This window comes from Streptomyces sp. 147326, assembly GCF_045000215.1.
Taxonomy (GTDB): Bacteria; Actinomycetota; Actinomycetes; order Streptomycetales; family Streptomycetaceae; genus Streptomyces.
Window position 1 is genome coordinate 3014337 of sequence record NZ_CP134201.1, and the last position, 19133, is coordinate 3033469.

Sequence of the window (19133 nt, forward strand, 5' to 3'; positions counted from 1 at the left end):
GGCCCCGGATCCGCCCCGGGACTGCTCAGGAGCCCTCAGGACTCGTCGAAGTCGGCGGCGGCCACCCGCAGCGGGCGCAGCAGCGCGAAGATCTCCGCGCACTCCTCGGCGTCGTAGGCACCGAGGCCGAAATCGATCGCCATCAGGTCCTTCGTGGCCGCCTCGACGACCTCGCGGCCCTTCTCTGTGATGGAGGCGAGGGTGCCGCGGCCGTCGTTCGGGTTGGGCCGCTTGTCGACGAGTCCGGACTTCACCAGCCGGTCCACGGTGTTCGTCACCGACGTCGGGTGCACCATCAGCCGCTCGCCGATCTTCGACATCGGCAGTTCCCCGGCTTTGGAGAAGGTGAGCAGCACCAGGGCCTCGTACCGCGCGAAGGTCAGTCCGTAGGGCTTGACCACCGCGTCGACCTCGCCGAGCAGGATCTGGTGCGCGCGCATGATCGAGGTGATCGCGGCCATCGAGGGCACGGGCCCCCAGCGCTGCTGCCAGAGCTCGTCGGCGCGGGCGATGGGATCGAAGGGAAGGCTGAGCGGCTTGGGCACGGGTCCGACCCTACCGGGAGGTCACTTCGCGGCGAGGGGCGTCTCATCCTTCAGTCCTTCCTCCTGGCGGGCGGCTGCCCGGAGTTCGGCGAGGAGCAGCAGGACGAGGGCCGTGCCGAGGATCCCGGATCCGGCGACGACCGCGTGCACCGGAAGGAATTCGGCGGCGAGGCCGGCCAGGGCCATGCCCACTCCCTGGAGGGTCATCAGGCCGGTGCTGAGCAGGGTCATCGCGCGTCCGCGCAGCTCGTCGGGCACGGCGTCCACGTACCACTGGTCCAGCCCGAGGGTGTAGGCGTGGGCGAGGCCGGCGAGCAGCAGCGCGGCCAGCACGAGGGGCACGCCCGGCCGGGCGGCGAAGAGCAGGAGCGGCAGCAGACCGGCGGCGGCGAGCGGGGCCACGATCCGCGACCGCGTTCGGGCGGTGAGCGCGGAGCCGGCCCAGAGTTCGCCGGCGATGGCGCCGACGGGCATCGCGCACATCAGCAGCCCGAGGACCGCGGGGCCGGCGCCGATGCCGTCGACGTACGGGGCGAGCAGCGCCTCGGGGACGACGGCGAAGACGGGCGGCAGCCAGAACAGCAGGGTGAGCGCGCGCAGCCGGCGCCGGCCGAGGACGGCGCGCAGCCCCGCGAGCGGGGAGGTACGGGTACGCGTGCGGGCGGGCCGGCTGCGGGTGCCGAGGCGCAGCAGCAGCGCGGAACCGAGGAATCCGGCGGCGGTGAGGGCGATGGCCCCGCGCGGCGCGAGCACGGTGAGCAGCAGCCCGCCCAGGCCGAAGCCGACGAGCTGGGCGCTCTGGGCCACCATGCGCATCAGCGAGCGGCCCAGGACGAAGGTGTCGCCGGGCCCGAGGATGTCGGCGAGGGAGGCGTTGCGCGTGCCCTGGAAGAGCGGTGCCACGAAGGCCATCGCGCAGCGCAGGGCGAGGAGCACGGCGACGGGGGTGCCCGGCAGGATCATGGCCGTCGCGCAGGCAGCGCAGGCCAGGTCGCACACGACGAGCACCCGCCGGGCGGGGTGGCGGTCGGCGATCCCGGCGAGCAGGGTCCCGCCGAGGGCGTACGGGAGGAAGCCCAGGGCGAAGGTGAGCGCGCTCATCAGGGGTGAGCCGGTGGCGCGGTAGACGAGCACGGTGAGGGAGATCTCGGCGACGACGACACCGAGCACGGACACCAGGTGCGCGGCGAAGACGGGGCGGAACTCTTGAGTCCGGAAGACGGAGCGGTAGCCCGGTGACGGCGTGGACCGCCCGGGCTCCTGGGTGTCGGCTGGCATGGGCCCAGCGTCCGCGCCGCGGCCGTGGCGCCCCAGAGATTCGCCCGTGCCCGAATATTGAGGGCGGAACGTGTGAGGAAAGCGGAACTGTGCGGAAAGGGGCCGGGATGGGCCTGCACCACCGGTTCGGGCACCGGGACCTGCTGCGGTGCCGGTTCGCGCTGTCGCCCGCGTGGGAGACGCAGGAGGCGGTCCGCACCCTGAACCGCCCGGACCGGCAGGGCTACCACCTCCCCTGGCTGCGGCGGATCCGGGCCGCCGCCGACGGGCTGGACCTGCGGCCGCTGTGGCTGCTGATGCCGCGCCGGGGGCACAGCACGGACTTCATCAGCCCGCCGCCGAGCGGCCCCGGCGTCACCTTCGAGGAGGAGCTCGCGCTGATCCGCGCGGCCGATCCGGCCGCGGCCCGCGAGGACATGCGCAAGGCCCTGGCCTGTACGCCGGGCGCGCTCGACAGCGAAGCGGGCCGGGCCCTGCTCGCCGATCCGGCGCGGTCGGTGCAGGAGCTGGCCGATCTGATCGAGCGGGCCTGGAGCGTCCTGGTCGCACCGCACTGGCCGCGGCTGCGGGCCCTGCTGGAGGCCGACGTCCTCTTCCACACGCGCCGGCTCGCCGCCGGCGGACTGGAGTCGCTCTTCGACGGCCTGCACCCGGACCTCTCCTGGGACGCCGCCTCCCTCACCCTGACCATCGAGCGGCCCAGTAACCACGAGCGCGTCCTGGGCGGCCAGGGCCTCGTCCTCATGCCGAGCGCCTTCGTCTGGCCGCAGATCGCGGGCGGCTTCGACCCGCCCTGGCAGCCGACCGTGGTCTACCCGGCCCGCGGGATCGGCGCCCTGTGGACCCCGGTACGGGAGGACACCCCGGCCGCGCTGGCCCGCCTGCTGGGCCCGGCCCGGGCGGACGTGCTGTGCGCGCTGGACGAGCCGTCCTCCACGACGGCGCTGGCCCACCGGCTCGGCCTGGCCCCGTCCACGGTCTCGGCCCATCTGGGGATCCTGCACGCGGCGGGCCTGCTCATCTCCGCCCGCCACGGGCACCAGGTCCTCTACGAACGCACCCCCCTGGCCATCGCCCTCGCGGCCGGAGACCCCACGGTGTCGTAAGGGGACGGCAACTGACCGTTATGTCACGATATCCCGGTCCGCTGCCCGCCCCTTCGTCCCGAGGAAGCCGGATGCCCCCCGCCGCCCCCAGCCGCCGCCTCCCGTCCGCCCTCGGCCTCCTGCTGCTGCTCGCCGCCGCCCCGGCCTGCTCGGGTGGGCCCGCACCCGCGCCGGGGAGTCCCGCCGCCCCGCCCCGGGCCCCCTCTCCCGTCGCGGCCGACGCCGAGTCCCCGTACTGGGTGGACCCGCAGAGCAGGGCCGCCCGGCAGGTCGCCGCCTGGGAGGCGGCCGGCCGCAACAGCGACGCGCAGGTGCTGCGCAGGATCGCGGACCGGCCGCTGACCCTGTGGGCGCCGGGCGGCGACCCTGGCCCCGAGATCCGCCAGGCCGCGGCGGGCGCCCGGGCCGCCGGGCGGACCCTGCTGCTCGCCGCGCACAACATCCCGTACCGCGACTGCGGGCAGCACCCGGCCGGCGGCGCCGCGAACGCCCGGGCGTACCGCAACTGGATCGGCGCCTTCGCCGACGGCATCGGGAAGACCAAGGCCCTGGTCGTCCTGGAGCCCGGCGCCGTCGCGCACACCCTCGACGGCTGCACCCCGGCCGGCCATCACGCCGAGCGCTACCGGCTGCTCTCCGAGGCCGTCGACCGGCTCAAGCGGAACCCGAACACCAAGGTCTACCTCGACGCGGGCGAACCGGCCTCGGTCAAGAACCCGGCGGACCTCGTCGAGCCCCTCGCCAAGGCGGGCCTGGAGCGCGCCGACGGCTTCGCCGTCAACGTCTCCGGCTTCCAGCCCGACGCGGCCGCGCGGGCGTACGGCGCCAGGATCTCCGAGCGGACCGGGAACAGACACTTCGTCATCGACACCGGCCGCAACGGCGCCGGCCCGCTGCCGGGCGACCCCGCCCAGGCCCGGTGCAACCCGCCGGGCCGCGCCCTCGGAACCCCGCCGACCGACCGCACGGGCGACCCGCTCGTCGACGCGTACCTGTGGATCAAGCGCCCCGGCGACTCGGACGGCACCTGTCACGGCGGCCCCCCGCCCGGGACCTGGTGGCCGGACCACGCCCTGGGCCTGGCCCGCCGAGCCACGCAGTAGGCGGCGCTTGCAGCGCGGCCGATCCAGCCCCGCCGCCCATTTCATCCTCGCCGGCGTTTGAGGCGCGGGGTCCGGGGCGGAGCCCCGGGAAGCACGGGCGCAGCCCGGGCCCCACCCCCGGCCCGCGACGGCGAAAGCGCCCCCGGCCGGGAGGCCAGGGCGCATCACAAGCCGACTGCCGGGCGCATCAGCCCCCGGCGAGGTGCCGCTCCACCGTCTCCACCTTCGAGGTGATCCCGTCGCTGACGCCGGGACGGATGTCGGCCTTGAGGATGAAGGAGACCCGCGGCGCCCGCTCCTCGACGGCGGCCACCGCGCGCCGGACCACGTCCATGACCTCGTCCCAATCGCCCTCGACGGTGGTGAACATGGCGTCCGTACGGTTCGGCAGCCCGGACTCGCGGACCACCCGCACCGCGTCGGCGACGTACTCGCCGACTTCTTCCCCGACCCCCAGCGGGGTCACCGAGAACGCGACGATCACGCTTCCGCCACCTGTCGCGCGCGGGCCGCGACCACGCTGTCGGCCTCTTCCCGCTTGAGCAGCTTGTCGCCGTACAGCCCGCCGAAGGGCACCAGCGAGAGGACGAAGAACAGCAGGACCCGCTTCACCGGCCACTTCGCCTTGCTCCAGACGTCCACCAGGAGGACCCCGTAGATGAGGAACAGGATCCCGTGGATGGCGCCGAGCGGCATCATCAGGTAGTCGATGTCCGAGACCCGGCTCAGCAGCGACCCGAAGATCAGCAGGGCCGGGAACGACAGCGCCTCCGGAACGGAGATCAGGCGCAGACGGTGCAGGGCGGAGGCGGTCTTGATGTCCACGTTCAACCTTCGGGGTGGAGGCCTGGGTCGGTTCCAGTGTCTCAGCCGCTTTGCGGGATCTTGACCGGCCCCTCCCCCACCGCGGCGGCCCGGACCGCCCCGGCATCGCGCCCATACCGACCAGGTGTGGCATATATCGGCCACGGGGCCCTGTTCGGGTTTGCCCGCTGCCGATAACGTCTTCCCGTGGCTCAGTTCCGACTCCAAGGCAGCAAGGTGCTGGCCGTCGACCTGACCGGGGATGCCGTGAAAGCGAAGAACGGCTCCATGGTCGCGTACGACGGGCAGATGGCCTTCAAGAAGATGACCGGCGGTGGCGAAGGCCTCCGCGGCATGGTGACCCGCCGGCTGACCGGCGAACAGATGACGGTGATGGAGGTACAGGGGCACGGCACCTGCTTCTTCGCCGACCGCGCCAGTGAGATCAATCTGGTCAATCTGCGCGGCGAGAAGCTCTACGTCGAGTCCAGCAACCTGCTGTGCACCGACGCCGGTCTGCGGACCGGCACCACCTTCACCGGCCTGCGCGGCGCGACGACGGGCAACGGTCTCTTCACCACGACCGTCGAGGGCTCCGGCCAGGCGGCGATCATGTCGGACGGTCCGGCGGTGGTGCTGCGCGTGAGCGCCCAGTACCCGCTCTCCGTCGACCCGGGGGCGTACATCGCGCACACGGGCAACCTCCAGCAGTCCTTCCAGTCCGGTGTGAACTTCCGCACACTCATCGGCGAGGGCTCCGGCGAGGCGTTTCAGATCCGCTTCGAGGGCGAGGGCCTGGTGTACGTGCAGCCCAGCGAGCGCAACACCGTCGGGGGCGACATCTGATGCCGTTCCGCGAGATCAACTCGAAGATGGTCGAGGCCCAGGTCGTCCCGGGCCAGAAGATGTTCAGCCAGCGCGGCGCGATGCTCGCGTACCGCGGCGAGGTCTCCTTCACCCCGAGCCTGACGGGCGGTCAGGGCGGCGTCATGGGCATGATCGGGCGCCGGGTCGCGAACGAGCAGACCCCGCTGATGACGGTCGAGGGCAGCGGCACCGTCATGTTCGGCCACGGCGGCCACCACATCCAGGTGATCAACCTGACCGGCGAGACCCTCTACGTCGAGGCGGACCGGCTGCTCGCCTTCGACGGCACCCTCCAGCAGGGCACGATGTTCATGGGCTCCCAGGGCGGGGTCATGGGCATGGTCCGCGGCCAGGTGACCGGCCAGGGCCTGTTCACCACCACCCTCAAGGGCCACGGCTCGGTCGCCGTGATGGCCCACGGCGGGGTCATCGAGCTCCCCATCACCCCTCAGCGCCCGGTCCACGTGGACCCGCAGGCGTACGTCGCCCACCACGGCGACGTCCGCAACAAGCTCTCCACCGCGCTCGACTGGCGGGACATGGTGGGGCGCGGCTCGGGCGAGGCGTTCCAGCTGGAGCTGTCCGGCCAGGGCGCGGTGTACGTACAGGCCTCCGAGGAGAAGCTGTGAACTTTGGCCCTGTGACCGGCGGACCCGGCGGACCCGGCGGACCCGGCGGACCGACCGTCTTCGACCCGTACACGCTGCCCTCCGACGACAACGTGAACGCGTACACCTTCTGCGTGGAGCTCAAGGGGAGCCAGTGGTTCCTGCAGAAGGGCAAGATGATCTCGTACTACGGGCACATCGAGTTCAACGGCATCGGCAACGGTCGCTTCGACCGCCTGCTGCGCACCAGCTTCCACTCGCCGCTGCACGCCAGTGACTGGGTGGTCGCCGAGGGCTCGGGCAAGATGCTGCTGGCCGACCGGGCCTTCGACGTGAACTCGTACGACCTGGACAACGGCAACCTGACGATCCGGTCGGGCAACCTGCTCGCCTACCAGCCCTCGCTGGCGCTGAAGCAGTCGATCGTCCCGGGCTTCCTGACCCTGATCGGCACCGGCAAGTTCGTCGCGGCCTCCAACGGCCCCGTGGTGTTCATGGAGCCGCCGCTGCGCGTGGACCCGCAGGCGCTGGTGGGCTGGGCGGACTGCCCCTCGCCGTGCCACCACTACGACCACGGCTACATGTCGGGCGTGCTGGGCGGCCTGCGCTCGCTGACCGGCATCGGGGGCAGCTCGGGCGAGGAACACCAGTTCGAGTTCGTCGGAGCCGGGACGGTGCTGCTGCAGTCGTCGGAGATGCTCATGGCGGAGCAGGCGGTCGGGGCGGTCGGCGCCGGCGCGGCCACGGGCAACGCCCAGGGCGTTCCGGGGGCCGGCCAGGGGCAGCTGGGCGTACCGCGGATGCCGGGACAGCTGGGTGATCTCCAGCGCCGCCTCGGACTGTGACACCCAAGAGAACCGATCTTTGTACGTAATTCAACTTTTTAGGTAGAGTTCATTCATGGAGACCATGGAGACCGAGACGGCCACCCGCTGGCTGACCGACGCCGAACAGTGCGCGTGGCGCACCCACCTGGACGTCAGCAGACTGCTGATGCACCAGCTGGAAAAGGATCTCCAGCCCTTCGGACTCACCAACAACGACTACGAGATCCTCGTGAACCTCTCGGAGTCGCAGGACCACAGGATGCGGATGAGCGACCTCGCCACCGCCACCCTGCAGTCCAAGAGCCGACTGTCGCACCAGATCACGCGCATGGAGACGGCGGGCCTCGTCCGCCGGGTGAACTGCGAGTCCGACCGCCGCGGCCTGTACGCGGTGCTCACGGACGAGGGCATGGAGACGATGCGCAAGGTCGCCCCGCACCACGTGGCGTCCGTCCGTCAGCACTTCATCGACCTGCTGCCGCCGGAGGCCCTGGCGGCGCTGCGCGCCTCGCTGACCCCGGTGGCGGAGCACCTGCGCGGCACCCGCGGCAAGGTCTGACCTCCGGGCGCTCGACGTGCCCCGCACGGCGGTGGGCCGGACAATGGGCGGTATCCGCCCGCTGCCGGCCGCCGCCGAGCAACCGTAAGCGCCATGGCCGGCCTGAGGAGGTCCATCCATGAAGCGCAACACGTACATCGCTGCGGCCGCGTCCGTCGTCCTGATCGTGGGAGGCCCGGTGGCGGCCGCGACAGCGGCATCCGCCGACACGGCGAGAACCGTCACCGCGGCCGCTGCCGCCCTCCCCACCGCCGAGACGGCCGAGGAGGCATCGGCGGCGGCCCTGAAGCACTACCCGGGCGTCGTCGAGTCCCTCGACAAGGACGGCACCGTCTGGAACGTCGACGTGATCGGCAAGGACGGCAAGGGCCACGCCGAACTGGAAGTGGCGGCCGACGGCACGGTCACCGAGCTCAACCGCGACACCGACGAGAACGCCACCGAGCACAAGAACCTGCTCACCGCCAAGGTCACCGCCGAACAGGCGATGAAGGCGGCCCTGGCCGCCCACCCCGGACAGGTCTGGTCCGTCAACTGGGAGGACGACGAGGACGGCGGCGCCCACTACTGGGAGGTCGAGGTCAGGTCCACCGACGGCAAGACCTGGAACGCCCACGTCGACCACGCCACGGGCAAGGTCACCCAGTCCGGCTCGGACTCGGACGACGGCGACGACACCACCGACGAAAACAACTGAGCCCGTCCAGCCCCGCCGGCGTTTGAGGCGCGGGGTCCGGGGCGGCGCCCCGGCAACGGAGCCGCACCCGGCCCCCGCCTCAGCCTCAGGCCTCCGTCAGCGTCGCCAGCAGCGCGTCCGCCGCCGCGTACGGGTCCAGCTCGCCCACGGCTACCCTGGCGGCCAGCGCGTCCAGATGCGCATCGCCCCGCAGGTCCGCCATCCGCGCCCGCAGCGCCGTCACGGCGATGGTCTCCACCTCCCGCGCGGCCCGCGCCGCACGCCGCTCGGCCAGCACCCCCCGCGCGTCCATCCACGCCCGGTGCTTCTCCAGCGCCTCGACCAGCTCGTCGATGCCCTGCCCGCGCGCCGCCACCGTCTTGACGATCGGCGGCCGCCAGTCCTCCCGGCCGCGCGCCTCCCCCAGCCCCAGCATGTGGTTCAGCTCGCGGGCCGTCGCGTCCGCACCGTCCCGGTCCGCCTTGTTGACGACGTACACGTCGCCGATCTCCAGGATCCCCGCCTTCGCGGCCTGGATCCCGTCGCCCATCCCGGGAGCCAGCAGCACCACCGAGGTGTCGGCCTGCGAGGCGATCTCCACCTCCGACTGGCCGACGCCGACCGTCTCGACCAGGATCACCTCGCAGCCGGCCGCGTCCAGTACCCGGATCGCCTGCGGGGCGGCCCACGCCAGCCCGCCCAGGTGCCCCCGGGTGGCCATGGAGCGGATGTAGACCCCCGGGTCGGAGGCGTGGTCCGACATCCGGACCCGGTCGCCGAGCAGCGCCCCGCCCGAGAAGGGCGAGGACGGGTCGACGGCGAGGACGCCGACCCGCTTCCCGGCCTTGCGGTACGCGGACACGAGCGCGGAGGTCGAGGTCGACTTGCCGACGCCCGGCGAGCCCGTCAGCCCGACCACGTACGCCCCGCCCGTCAGCGGGGCCAGCGCGGCCATCACCTCCCGCAGCTGCGGGGACGCCCCCTCGACCAGCGAGATCAGCCGGGCCACCGCTCTCGGCCGGCCCTCACGCGCCTGGGCCACCAGCTGGGGGACGTCCACCGCCGTCATACGTGCTGCGCTCCTCGGTTCTCGTACGGGATGCCTGAGGGCCGCCAGGCCCTGGGAAGAGGGGCCGCCGGGCCCCGTAGCGGAGCCCGGCGGCCTGGCGGTGCCTACTTGGCGACGCGAACGATCAGCGCGTCGCCCTGGCCACCGCCACCGCACAGCGCGGCCGCGCCGACCCCGCCGCCGCGGCGCTTCAGCTCCAGCGCCAGGTGCAGCACCACACGGGCACCCGACATGCCGATCGGGTGGCCCAGGGCGATGGCGCCACCGTTGACGTTCACCTTTTCCGGGGTCACCCCGAGGTCCTTCATTGACTGGACGGCGACCGCCGCGAAGGCCTCGTTGATCTCGATGAGGTCCAGGTCGGAGACCTCCAGGCCCTCCTTCTTCAGGGCGTGCAGGATCGCGTTGGACGGCTGCGACTGGAGGGAGTTGTCCGGGCCCGCCACGTTGCCGTGGGCGCCGATCTCGGCGATCCACTCCAGGCCGAGCTCCTCGGCCTTCGCCTTGCTCATCACGACCACGGCGGCCGCGCCGTCGCTGATCTGGGAGGAGGTGCCGGCGGTGATCGTGCCGTCCTTGGCGAAGGCGGGACGCAGCTTGCCCAGGGACTCCACGGTGGTCTCGGGGCGGATGCCCTCGTCCGTCGAGAAGATCACCGGGTCGCCCTTGCGCTGCGGGATCTCGACCGGGGTGATCTCGGCCTCGAAGACGCCGTTCTTCTGCGCGGCCGCGGCGCGCTGGTGCGAGGCGGCGGCGAACTCGTCCTGCGGGGCGCGCTCGATGCCGAGGCGGGTGTTGTGCTTCTCGGTCGACTCGCCCATCGCGATGTTCTCGAAGGCGTCGGTGAGGCCGTCGTAGGCCATCGCGTCGAGCATCTCGATGGCGCCGTACTTGAAGCCCTCACGGGACTTGTGCAGCAGGTGCGGGGCGTTCGTCATGGACTCCTGGCCGCCCGCGACCACGATGTCGAACTCCCCGGCGCGGATCAGCTGGTCCGCGAGCGCGATCGCGTCGAGGCCCGAGAGGCACACCTTGTTGATGGTGAGCGCGGGGACGTTCATCGGGATGCCGGCCTTGACCGCCGCCTGACGGGCGGGGATCTGGCCTGCGCCGGCCTGCAGCACCTGGCCCATGATCACGTACTGCACCTGGTCGCCGGAGATCCCGGCCCGTTCCAGCGCGGACTTGATGGCGAAGCCGCCGAGGTCGGCACCCGAGAAGGACTTGAGCGAGCCGAGCAGCCGTCCCATGGGCGTGCGGGCCCCGGCGACGATCACAGAAGTGGTGTTGTTCGATCCGGACATGAGGCACAGCCCCTTGGATGAGGAGTGAACGAGGGTTTACGTGAATGTACTGGGCGGTACCGCAGCGGTCACCGGGCTGCCGGTGTGATCGCGCGCACGTTGCGTGACCGCCCCCTTGGGCGGTGCACTGTCACCATGCTGACAAGAATCGACCACATCGGGATCGCCTGCTTCGACCTGGACAAAACCGTCGAGTTCTACCGTGCCACGTACGGCTTCGAGGTGTTCCACTCCGAGGTCAACGAGGAGCAGGGTGTCCGCGAGGCCATGCTGAAGATCAACGAGACGTCCGACGGCGGCGCCTCCTACCTCCAGCTCCTGGAGCCCACCCGCGAGGACTCCGCGGTGGGCAAGTGGCTGGCCAAGAACGGCGAGGGGGTCCACCACATCGCCTTCGGCACCGAGGACGTCCGGGGCGACTCGGAGGCCATCCGCGGCAAGGGCGTCCGCGTCCTCTACGACCAGCCCCGCACGGGCTCGATGGGCTCCTCCATCACCTTCCTGCACCCCAAGGACTGCCACGGCGTCCTCACCGAACTGGTCACCTCCAACCCCGAGCACTGATGGACCACCGATAGCCCGATTCCCCGGCCGGTAGAGTGGCCATGGCTCGGCCGGGGTTCGGTGCGGAGACGGGGTCGGGGCCTGTGACCCCTGCCCCGGTATCTGACACCATTCCCCCGGGGGCGTCGTTCAGCGGGCGAGCGATGCTCATTTGGGAGTGAGCTTGCGACCAGGGGACGGATGGGACCGCGCTGTGCGGGGCTACGAAAGCCAGGAGAGCCATCAGGCCGGGGCCGACCATCTCTCGCGCTTCGAAGCCGAGATGGAGCGGCTGAAGAAGGAGCGCGGGAAGGCCGTCCAGCACGCTGAGGACCTGGGGTACCAGGTCGAGGTGCTGCGCGCCAAGCTCCACGAGGTACGCCGATCTCTGGCGTCCCGCCCTGCCTACGACGGCGCGGACATGGGCTACCAGGCGGAGCAGCTGCTCCGCAATGCCCAGATCCAGGCCGACCAGATGCGCTCCGACGCCGAGCGCGAACTGCGCGACGCCCGGGCACAGACCCAGCGCATCCTCCAGGAGCACGCCGAGCACCAGGCACGCCTGCAGGCGGAGCTGCACGCCGAGGCCGTCAACCGCCGCCAGCGGCTGGACCAGGAGCTCAACGAGCGCCGCCAGACCGTCGAGGCGCACGTCAACGAGAACGTGGCCTGGGCCGAGCAGTTGCGCGCCCGTACGGAGTCCCAGGCGCGCCGGCTCATGGAGGAGTCCCGCGCCGAGGCCGAGCAGTCCCTGAACGCCGCCCGCGCCGAGGCCGCCCGGGTCGCCGAGGAGACCCGGCGCCGGATCGCCGCCGACGCGGAGGCCGCCCGCGCGGAGACCGAAGCCACCCTGCTGCGCGCCCGCAAGGAGGCCGAGCGGCTGCTGACCGCCGCCTCCGCGCAGGCCCAGGAGGCCACCGAGCACGCGGAGCGGCTGCGCTCCACCACCTCCGCCGAGGCCGAGCAGACCCGGCAGCAGACCATGGACCTCGGCCGGGTGGCCGAGTCCCGCGCGCAGGAGGCCGAGTCCGCGCTGCGCGAGGCCCGGGCCGAGGCCGAGCGGGTCCTCGCCGAGGCCAAGGAGAGCGCGGCCCGCCAGCTCGCGTCGGCCGAGTCCGTCAACGAGCAGCGCACCCGCACCGCCAAGGAGCAGGTCGCCCGGCTGGTCGGCGAGGCCACCAAGGAGGCCGAGGCCCTCAAGACGGAGGCCGAGCAGGCCTTGGCCGACGCCCGCGCGGACGCCGAGCGGCAGCGCACCGAGGCCGGCGAGCAGGCCCGTACGGCCGCGGCCGAGGACATGGCGGCGCAGCTGGCGAAGGCCGCCCGCACCGCCGAGGACGTACTGAACAAGGCCTCGGAGGACGCCCGGGCCACCACCCGGGCCGCGTCCGAGGAGGCCGAGCGGATCCGCCGCGAGGCCGAGACCGAGGCCGACCGGCTGCGCCTGCAGGCGGCGGCCACGGCCGACGAGCTCAAGGGCGCGGCGAAGGACGACACCGAGGAGTACCGGGCCCGTACGGTCGAGCTCCAGTCGGAGGCCCGGCGGCTGCGCGGCGAGGCCGAACAGCTGCGCGCGGAGGCCGTCGCCGAGGGCGAGCGGATCCGCGGCGAGGCCCGCCGCGAGGCGGTCCAGCAGATCGAGGAGGCGGCCCGCACCGCCGAGGAGCTGCTCGGCAAGGCCAAGGCGGACGCGGACGAGCTGCGCGGCGGGGCGACCGCCGAGAGCGAGCGGGTCCGCGCCGAGGCCGTCGAGCGGGCCGGCGCCCTGCGCAAGCAGGCCGAGGAGACCCTGGAGCGGACCCGCGCCGAGGCCGAGCGGCTGCGCGCCGAGGCCGAGGAGCAGGCCGAGGCCGTACGCGCCGAGGCGGACGCGGCGGCCCTCGCGCGGCGCGAGGAGACCGAGCGGGCGGTGGCCGCCAGGCGGGCGGAGGCCGACGAGGAGCTCGTACGGCTGCACACGGACGCCGAGAGCCGGCTGACGACGGCCGAGCAGACGCTGCGCGACGCCCGCGCGGCGGCGGAGAACATCCGCCGGGAGACGTCGGAGGAGAACGACCGGCTGCGCGCCGAGTCGGCGGAGCGGATCCGCACCCTGCAGTCGCAGTCCGAGGCGGAGGCCGACCAGCTGCGCACGGACGCGGCGCAGGACGCCGGGCGGGTGCGCGCGGAGGCCGAGCAGGTCGCCGTACGGCTGCGCGGCGAGGCCGAGGCCGAGGCGGAGCGGGTGCGCTCGGAGGCGCAGGAGACCGCGGACCGGCTGCGCGCCGAGGCGAAGGCGGCGGCCGAGCGGGTCGCCGCGGAGGCCGCGGAGGCGCTGGCCGCCGCTCAGGAGGAGGCCGCCCGGCGCCGCCGGGAGTCCGAGGAGACCCTGGCTTCGGCCCGGACGGACGCGGAGCAGGAGCGGGCGCAGGCCCGCGAGCAGAGCGAGGAGCTGCTGGCCGCGGCCCGCCGCCGCTCGGAGGAGGCGCAGGCCGAGGCCGCCCGCCTGACCGAGGAGGCCGAGCGGCGCGCGTCGGAGCTGGTGTCGGCGGCGGAGGCCACCGCCCAGCAGATACGGGACGCCGTGGCGGGCCTGCACGAGCAGACCGAGGAGGAGATCGCCGGGCTGCGCAACGCAGCCGAGCACGCGGCGGAGCGTACGAAGACGGAGGCCGAGGAGGAGGCGGGCCGGGTCCGGTCCGACGCCTACGCGGAGCGGGAGCGGGCCACCGAGGACGCCAACCGGATCCGCAGCGAGGCGCGCGCCGAGACGGACGCGGCGAAGGCGCTGGCGGAGCGGACGGTCGGCGAGGCGATCGCCGAGGCGGAGCAGCTGCGCGGCGACACCGCCGAGTACGCGCAGCGGGTGCGTACGGAGGCCACGGACGCGCTGGCGGCGTCCGAGCGGGACGCGGCGCGCACCCGGGCCGATGCCCGTGACGACGCGAACCGCATCCGCGGCGAGGCGGCGGAGTCGCTGGAGGCCGCGCGCGCCGAGGGCGCCCGGATCACGGCGGAGGCGACGGCGGAGGCCGAGCGGCTCACCGAGGAGACCCTCGCGGCGAACGCGGCCACGGTCACCGAGGCCGAGGCCGAGGCCGCGCGGATCACCGCCGAGGCGGAGCAGGCGGCGGAGGCCACCCGCGTCGAGGCCGCGGCGACCCTGGACGAGGCCCGCGCCGAGGGCAACCGGCTGCGCACCGAGGCCGCGGAGCAGGTCGACCGGCTCATCACCGAGGCCTCGGCGGAGGCCGACCGGCTCATCGAGGAGACCCGGGCGGCCAATGCGGCCACCGTGGGCGAGGCGACGGCGAAGGCCGAGCGGCTGGGCGCCGACGCGGCACGCTTCAAGGCGCAGGCGGCCGAGACGCTGGCGAGCGCCGAGCGCGACGCCGCGAGGATCATGGTCGACTCGCGTGCCGAGGGCGACCGGCTCATCGACGAGACCCGCGTGGCCAACGAGGCCACGGTGGGCGAGGCGGCGGCGGAGGCCGACCGGCTGCGCGCGGAGGCGAACCGGGTCCTGGACGACGCCCGCGCGGACGGCGGCCGGATCATCGGCGAGGCCACCGCGGAGGCGGACCGGGTCACGGCCGCGGCGAACGAGACCCTGGCGAGCGCGGAGCGGGAGTCCGAGCAGACGCTGGACGAGGCGCGCGCCGAGGCGAACCGGTTGCGCACCGAGGCGGCCGAGCAGGCGGACCGGCTCATCGCCGAGGCCGCGTCCGAGGCCGACAAGCTCACCGCCGAGACCCGCAAGGCGAACGAGCGCACGGTCGGCGAGGCGGCCGGCGAGGCCGAGCGGCTGCGTGCGGACGCGTCGGAGGCGCTGTCCTCGGCGCAGGAGCACGCGACCCGTACCCGGGCGGAGGCCGAGCGGGTCAAGGCGGAGGCCGCGACCGCGGCCGAGCGCACCCGCGCCGAGGCCCGTACGGAGTCGGAGCGGCTGCTGGACGAGGCGCGCGAGGCGGCCAACAAGCGCCGCAGCGAGGCGGCGGAGCAGGTCGACCGGCTCATCACGGAGGCCTCCGCGGAGGCCGACAAGCTCACGGCCGATGCGCAGCAGCAGGCCCTCGCCGCCACCACGGCGGCCGAGGAGCAGGCCGACGCGATGGTCGACGCGGCGCGCAAGGAGGCGGCGCGGATCACCTCGGAGGCGACCGTCGAGGGCAACTCCATGGTGGAGAAGGCCCGTACGGACGCGGACGAACTGCTGGTCGGCGCGCGCAGGGACGCGGCTGCCATAAGGGAGCGGGCGGAGGAGCTGCGCGGCCGCGTCGAGGGCGAGGTCGAGGAGCTGCACGAGCGGGCCCGCCGGGAGTCGGCCGAGCAGATGAAGTCGGCCGGCGAGCGCGTGGACAAGCTGGTGCGGGCGGCGACCGAGCAGAGCGTCGAGGCCGAGGCGAAGGCGAAGGCGCTGGTGTCGGACGCGAGCAGCGAGGCGAGCAAGGTGCGCATCGCTGCGGTGCGCAAGGCGGAGGCGCTGCTCAAGGAGGCCGAGCAGAAGAAGGCGGAGCTGACCCGGGAGGCCGAGAACGCCCTCGCGCAGGCCGAGGCGGAGGCCGAACGCCTCGTCGACGAGGGCCGCCGTGAGCTGGAGGTCCTGGTGCGTCGGCGCGAGGACATTCAGGCGGAGATCTCCCGTGTCCAGGACGTTCTTGAGGCGTTGGAATCATTCGAGGCGCCTTCGGGCGGCGGAAAGCCGGCGGTCGGCGGCCAGGGCGCGGGGGGCGTGAAGGCCGGAGTGACTGCGGGATCCACTCGTTCGGGTGGCAAGGCGTCAGAGGGCTAGCCAAACACAACGGGGATGTGTCCACCTGATGGAGGTTCAGGCGAACGAGTGACAAGCATTCTGTCGCCTTGCCACTCAAAAGGGGTGTCATTGTCCAGATCAAACGTGGATTGACTCGATGACACGCCGTCCGGGCGCCTAGGATTCCCCTTAACACCTCACGTAGCACCTCATCGGTCTCATTCGACAGGAACCCCATGAGCGACACTTCCTCCCCCTTCGGCTTCGAGCTCGTGCGGCGTGGTTACGACCGTGGTCAGGTGGACGACCGCATTACCAAGCTGGTCTCCGACCGCGACAGCGCCCTTGGACGTATCAACTCTCTGGAAAAGCGGATCGAGGAGTTGCACCTCGAGACGCAGAACGCCCAGGCCCAGGTGAACGACGCCGAGCCGTCGTACGCCGGTCTCGGCGCCCGGGTCGAGAAGATCCTTCGGCTGGCCGAGGAGGAGGCGAAGGACCTGCGCGAGGAGGCCCGTCGCGCGGCCGAGCAGCACCGCGAGCTGGCCGAGTCGGCTGCCCAGCAGGTGCGCAACGACGCCGAGTCGTTCGCCGCCGACCGCAAGTCGAAGGCGGAGGACGAGGGCGTCCGCATCGTCGAGAAGGCGAAGGGCGACGCGTCGACCCTGCGCGCGGAGGCCCAGAAGGACGCGGCGTCCAAGCGCGAGGAGGCCGACGCGCTGTTCGAGGAGACGCGCGCCAAGGCCGCCCAGGCCGCCGCGGACTTCGAGACCAACCTGGCCAAGCGCCGTGAGCAGTCCGAGCGCGACCTGGCCTCGCGTCAGGCCAAGGCCGAGAAGCGCCTGGCCGAGATCGAGCACCGCGCCGAGCAGCTGCGCCTGGAGGCCGAGAAGCTGCGTACGGACGCGGAGCGCCGTGCCCGGCAGACCGTGGAGACCGCGCAGCGCCAGGCCGAGGACATCGTGGCCGACGCCAACGCCAAGGCGGACCGTATCCGCAGCGAGTCCGAGCGCGAGCTGGCGGCGCTCACCAACCGCCGCGACTCGATCAACGCGCAGCTGACCAACGTCCGCGAGATGCTGGCGACGCTCACCGGTGCGGCCGTCGCCGCGGCCAACCCGATCGTGGACGACGAGCCGGTCAGCCGCGGCGTCCCGGCGCAGCAGAGCCGCTGATCGACCGCCGGCGCGAAACCCGTCGCACGTGCTTGGCCCGACCGAGGGCCCTGTGTCACCTGTTCGAGGTGGCGTAGGGCCCTCGGGCGTTCTAGCGTGTCCGCATGATCGAGCTAGAGGGACTTACCAAACGATTCGGCGCGAAGACCGCCGTGGACAACCTCAGCTTCCAGGTCCGACCGGGGGTGGTGACCGGCTTCCTCGGCCCCAACGGGGCAGGGAAGTCCACGACCATGCGCATGATGCTCGACCTCGACAATCCGACCAGCGGGACGGTCCGGATCGACGGGAAGCACTACCGCGACCTGCCGGAGCCGCTGAAGCACATCGGGGCGCTGCTGGACGCGAAGGCCATGCACGGTGGCCGCACCGCGTACAACAACCTGCTCTGCCTGGCCCAGTCGAACGAGATCCCGCAGAGTCGGGTCGGCGAGGTGTTGGACCTGGTCGGGCTGACGGCCGTGGCGAAGAAGAAGTCCAAAGGATTTTCGCTGGGCATGGGTCAACGGCTGGGAATCGCCTCCGCCCTGCTGGGTGATCCGGAAATCCTGATGTTCGACGAGCCCGTCAATGGTCTGGACCCGGAGGGAATTCTCTGGATCCGCAATCTGATGAAGGGCTTGGCGGGAGAGGGGCGGACGATCTTCGTTTCCTCCCATCTGATGAGTGAAATGGCGCTGACCGCAGACCATTTGGTCGTCATTGGTCAAGGGAGGCTTCTGGCCGATCTTCCGATGGCTGATTTCATTCAGCAGAACTCCCGCAGTTACGTCCGGCTGCGCTCCCCGCAGCAGGAACGGCTCAAGGACGTCCTGCACGATGCCGGGATCAACGCCGTCAGCGTTCCCGCCACCGGCACGCTGGAGATCGACGGAGCGAGCGCGGAACAGCTCGGCGAGCTCGCCGCCCAGCACCAGATCGTGCTGCACGAGCTCAGCCCGCAACGGGCCTCACTGGAAGAAGCGTTCATGCGCATGACGGCCGACTCCGTCGAATACCACGCCCACGCACCGGGCGCACCCGGCGCCCCGGTCCCGCCCGGCATGGCCGCCGACAACCCCGCCCGGCCGGCCGACGTCCCCGCCTGGGGCGCCGGCTACGAGGCGACGCGCAAGGGCGGTGAGTGACCATGGCCTTCAACGCCGTCCTCAAGTCCGAGTGGACCAAGATCCGCACGGTCGCCTCCACCAGCTGGACCCTCGCCCTCGTCTTCCTCGTCACCGTCGGGTTCGCCGCGCTGTTCAGCGCCACGTTCGACCCGAACGACCTGGACGCGGCCCAGCGGGCCACCTTCGACCCCACCGCAACGAGCCTCAGCTCCATGCAGCTCGGACAGCTGGCCATGATCGTCTTCGGCGTGCTGGTCGTGAGCACCGAGTACAGCACGGGCATGATCCGCACCTCGCTGGCCGCCGTACCGCGCCGCGGGCACTTCCTGCTCGGCAAGATGGCGGTGGCGACGGCGCTGGCCCTGGCCGTGGGGCTGCTGACCAGTTTCGTGTCGTTCTTCCTCACCCAGGCGCTCCTCGGTGACCTCGGCATCGGGATCGGCGAGGAGGGCGTGCTGCGCGCCGTGACCGGCGCCGGCCTGTACCTGGCGCTGCTGGCCCTGTTCTGCATGGGCGTGGCGGCCATGCTGCGCAGTTCGGTCGCCGCCATCAGCGTCCTGGTCCCGTTCTTCCTGATCGTCTCGAACCTCCTCGTGGGTTTCGAGGCGACGCGTACGGTCGGCCAGTACCTGCCGAGCATTGCCGGGGGGAGGATCATGCAGGTCGTGCCCGACGCCCTCGGGTCCTTCGAGACCCCGTACGGCCCGTGGGGCGGCTTCGGGATCATGGTCCTCTGGACGCTGGCCGCGGTACTCGGGGGCTACGCCGTCCTCCGCAAGAGGGACGCCTGACCTCCTGCCGGCGTACTACGGGGGATCCCCGGGTCGG

The 19133-nt window shown here is 72.5% G+C and carries 18 protein-coding genes; 12 read left to right on the forward strand and 6 right to left on the reverse strand.

Going from position 1 to position 19133, the window contains the following annotated elements; all coding sequences use genetic code 11:
* Nucleotides 1–35 precede the first annotated feature (35 nt).
* A complete protein-coding gene (locus RIU97_RS13035) occupies nucleotides 36–545 on the reverse strand; it encodes a MarR family transcriptional regulator (protein WP_319728205.1) in 510 nt (169 codons plus the stop codon).
* A gap of 21 nt (nucleotides 546–566) precedes the next feature.
* The gene (locus RIU97_RS13040; protein WP_404956373.1) at nucleotides 567–1823 is read right to left on the reverse strand and encodes an MFS transporter; all 1257 of its coding nucleotides are present in this window, start codon (nucleotides 1821–1823) and stop codon (nucleotides 567–569) included.
* 107 nt (nucleotides 1824–1930) lie between these two features.
* On the opposite strand from RIU97_RS13040, the gene RIU97_RS13045 reads away from it, so the two are divergent.
* Together RIU97_RS13045 and RIU97_RS13050 are read left to right on the forward strand one after the other, a co-directional pair.
* Nucleotides 1931–2929, forward strand: a complete 999-nt coding sequence (locus RIU97_RS13045; RefSeq protein ID WP_404956375.1) for a DUF5937 family protein — start codon at nucleotides 1931–1933, stop codon at nucleotides 2927–2929.
* 71 nt (nucleotides 2930–3000) lie between these two features.
* Nucleotides 3001–4032, forward strand: a complete 1032-nt coding sequence (locus RIU97_RS13050; protein WP_404956377.1) for a glycoside hydrolase family 6 protein — start codon at nucleotides 3001–3003, stop codon at nucleotides 4030–4032.
* A 187-nt stretch (nucleotides 4033–4219) separates the two neighbouring features.
* On the opposite strand, the gene RIU97_RS13055 is transcribed toward RIU97_RS13050, so the two are convergent.
* Nucleotides 4220–4516, reverse strand: coding sequence for an MTH1187 family thiamine-binding protein (locus RIU97_RS13055; RefSeq protein ID WP_401252965.1), 297 nt, complete (start codon nucleotides 4514–4516; stop codon nucleotides 4220–4222).
* On the reverse strand, nucleotides 4513–4857 hold the full coding sequence (locus RIU97_RS13060) for a DUF3817 domain-containing protein (RefSeq protein WP_404956380.1): 345 nt from the start codon (nucleotides 4855–4857) through the stop codon (nucleotides 4513–4515). The genes RIU97_RS13055 and RIU97_RS13060 overlap by 4 nt, the downstream gene beginning before the upstream one ends.
* Nucleotides 4858–5043: 186 nt before the next feature.
* Between RIU97_RS13060 and RIU97_RS13065 the strand changes: the two genes are divergently transcribed.
* From RIU97_RS13065 to RIU97_RS13085, 5 genes are all read left to right on the forward strand, one after another.
* A complete protein-coding gene (locus RIU97_RS13065; protein ID WP_030009698.1) occupies nucleotides 5044–5682 on the forward strand; it encodes an AIM24 family protein in 639 nt (212 codons plus the stop codon).
* The gene (locus RIU97_RS13070) at nucleotides 5682–6332 is read left to right on the forward strand and encodes an AIM24 family protein (protein ID WP_404956382.1); all 651 of its coding nucleotides are present in this window, start codon (nucleotides 5682–5684) and stop codon (nucleotides 6330–6332) included. The genes RIU97_RS13065 and RIU97_RS13070 overlap by 1 nt, the downstream gene beginning before the upstream one ends.
* The gene (locus RIU97_RS13075; RefSeq protein ID WP_404956384.1) at nucleotides 6329–7156 is read left to right on the forward strand and encodes an AIM24 family protein; all 828 of its coding nucleotides are present in this window, start codon (nucleotides 6329–6331) and stop codon (nucleotides 7154–7156) included. The genes RIU97_RS13070 and RIU97_RS13075 overlap by 4 nt, the downstream gene beginning before the upstream one ends.
* Before the next feature lie 64 nt (nucleotides 7157–7220).
* Nucleotides 7221–7697, forward strand: a complete 477-nt coding sequence (locus tag RIU97_RS13080) for a MarR family winged helix-turn-helix transcriptional regulator (RefSeq protein ID WP_030660375.1) — start codon at nucleotides 7221–7223, stop codon at nucleotides 7695–7697.
* Nucleotides 7698–7815: 118 nt separating this feature from the next.
* A complete protein-coding gene (locus RIU97_RS13085; RefSeq protein ID WP_404956386.1) occupies nucleotides 7816–8394 on the forward strand; it encodes a PepSY domain-containing protein in 579 nt (192 codons plus the stop codon).
* A gap of 85 nt (nucleotides 8395–8479) precedes the next feature.
* Here RIU97_RS13085 and meaB read toward each other — a convergent pair whose 3' ends face one another.
* Both meaB and RIU97_RS13095 read right to left on the reverse strand, forming a co-directional pair.
* A complete protein-coding gene (gene meaB, locus RIU97_RS13090) occupies nucleotides 8480–9442 on the reverse strand; it encodes a methylmalonyl Co-A mutase-associated GTPase MeaB (RefSeq protein WP_404956389.1) in 963 nt (320 codons plus the stop codon).
* A 104-nt stretch (nucleotides 9443–9546) separates the two neighbouring features.
* Complete coding sequence (locus tag RIU97_RS13095; protein ID WP_404956391.1) at nucleotides 9547–10746, reverse strand: acetyl-CoA C-acetyltransferase; 1200 nt, start codon at nucleotides 10744–10746, stop codon at nucleotides 9547–9549.
* A 135-nt stretch (nucleotides 10747–10881) separates the two neighbouring features.
* Between RIU97_RS13095 and mce the strand changes: the two genes are divergently transcribed.
* From mce to RIU97_RS13120, 5 genes are all read left to right on the forward strand, one after another.
* Entirely contained in the window at nucleotides 10882–11310 is a 429-nt protein-coding gene (gene mce, locus RIU97_RS13100) for a methylmalonyl-CoA epimerase (RefSeq protein ID WP_404956393.1), read from the forward strand.
* Nucleotides 11311–11503: 193 nt separating this feature from the next.
* On the forward strand, nucleotides 11504–16060 hold the full coding sequence (gene scy / locus RIU97_RS13105) for a polarized growth protein Scy (protein WP_404956395.1): 4557 nt from the start codon (nucleotides 11504–11506) through the stop codon (nucleotides 16058–16060).
* A 197-nt stretch (nucleotides 16061–16257) separates the two neighbouring features.
* Nucleotides 16258–17196, forward strand: a complete 939-nt coding sequence (locus RIU97_RS13110; protein ID WP_030708181.1) for a cellulose-binding protein — start codon at nucleotides 16258–16260, stop codon at nucleotides 17194–17196.
* A gap of 104 nt (nucleotides 17197–17300) precedes the next feature.
* A complete protein-coding gene (locus tag RIU97_RS13115) occupies nucleotides 17301–18323 on the forward strand; it encodes an ABC transporter ATP-binding protein (protein WP_404956397.1) in 1023 nt (340 codons plus the stop codon).
* 2 nt (nucleotides 18324–18325) lie between these two features.
* On the forward strand, nucleotides 18326–19096 hold the full coding sequence (locus tag RIU97_RS13120; protein WP_404956399.1) for an ABC transporter permease subunit: 771 nt from the start codon (nucleotides 18326–18328) through the stop codon (nucleotides 19094–19096).
* Nucleotides 19097–19133: the final 37 nt, after the last annotated feature.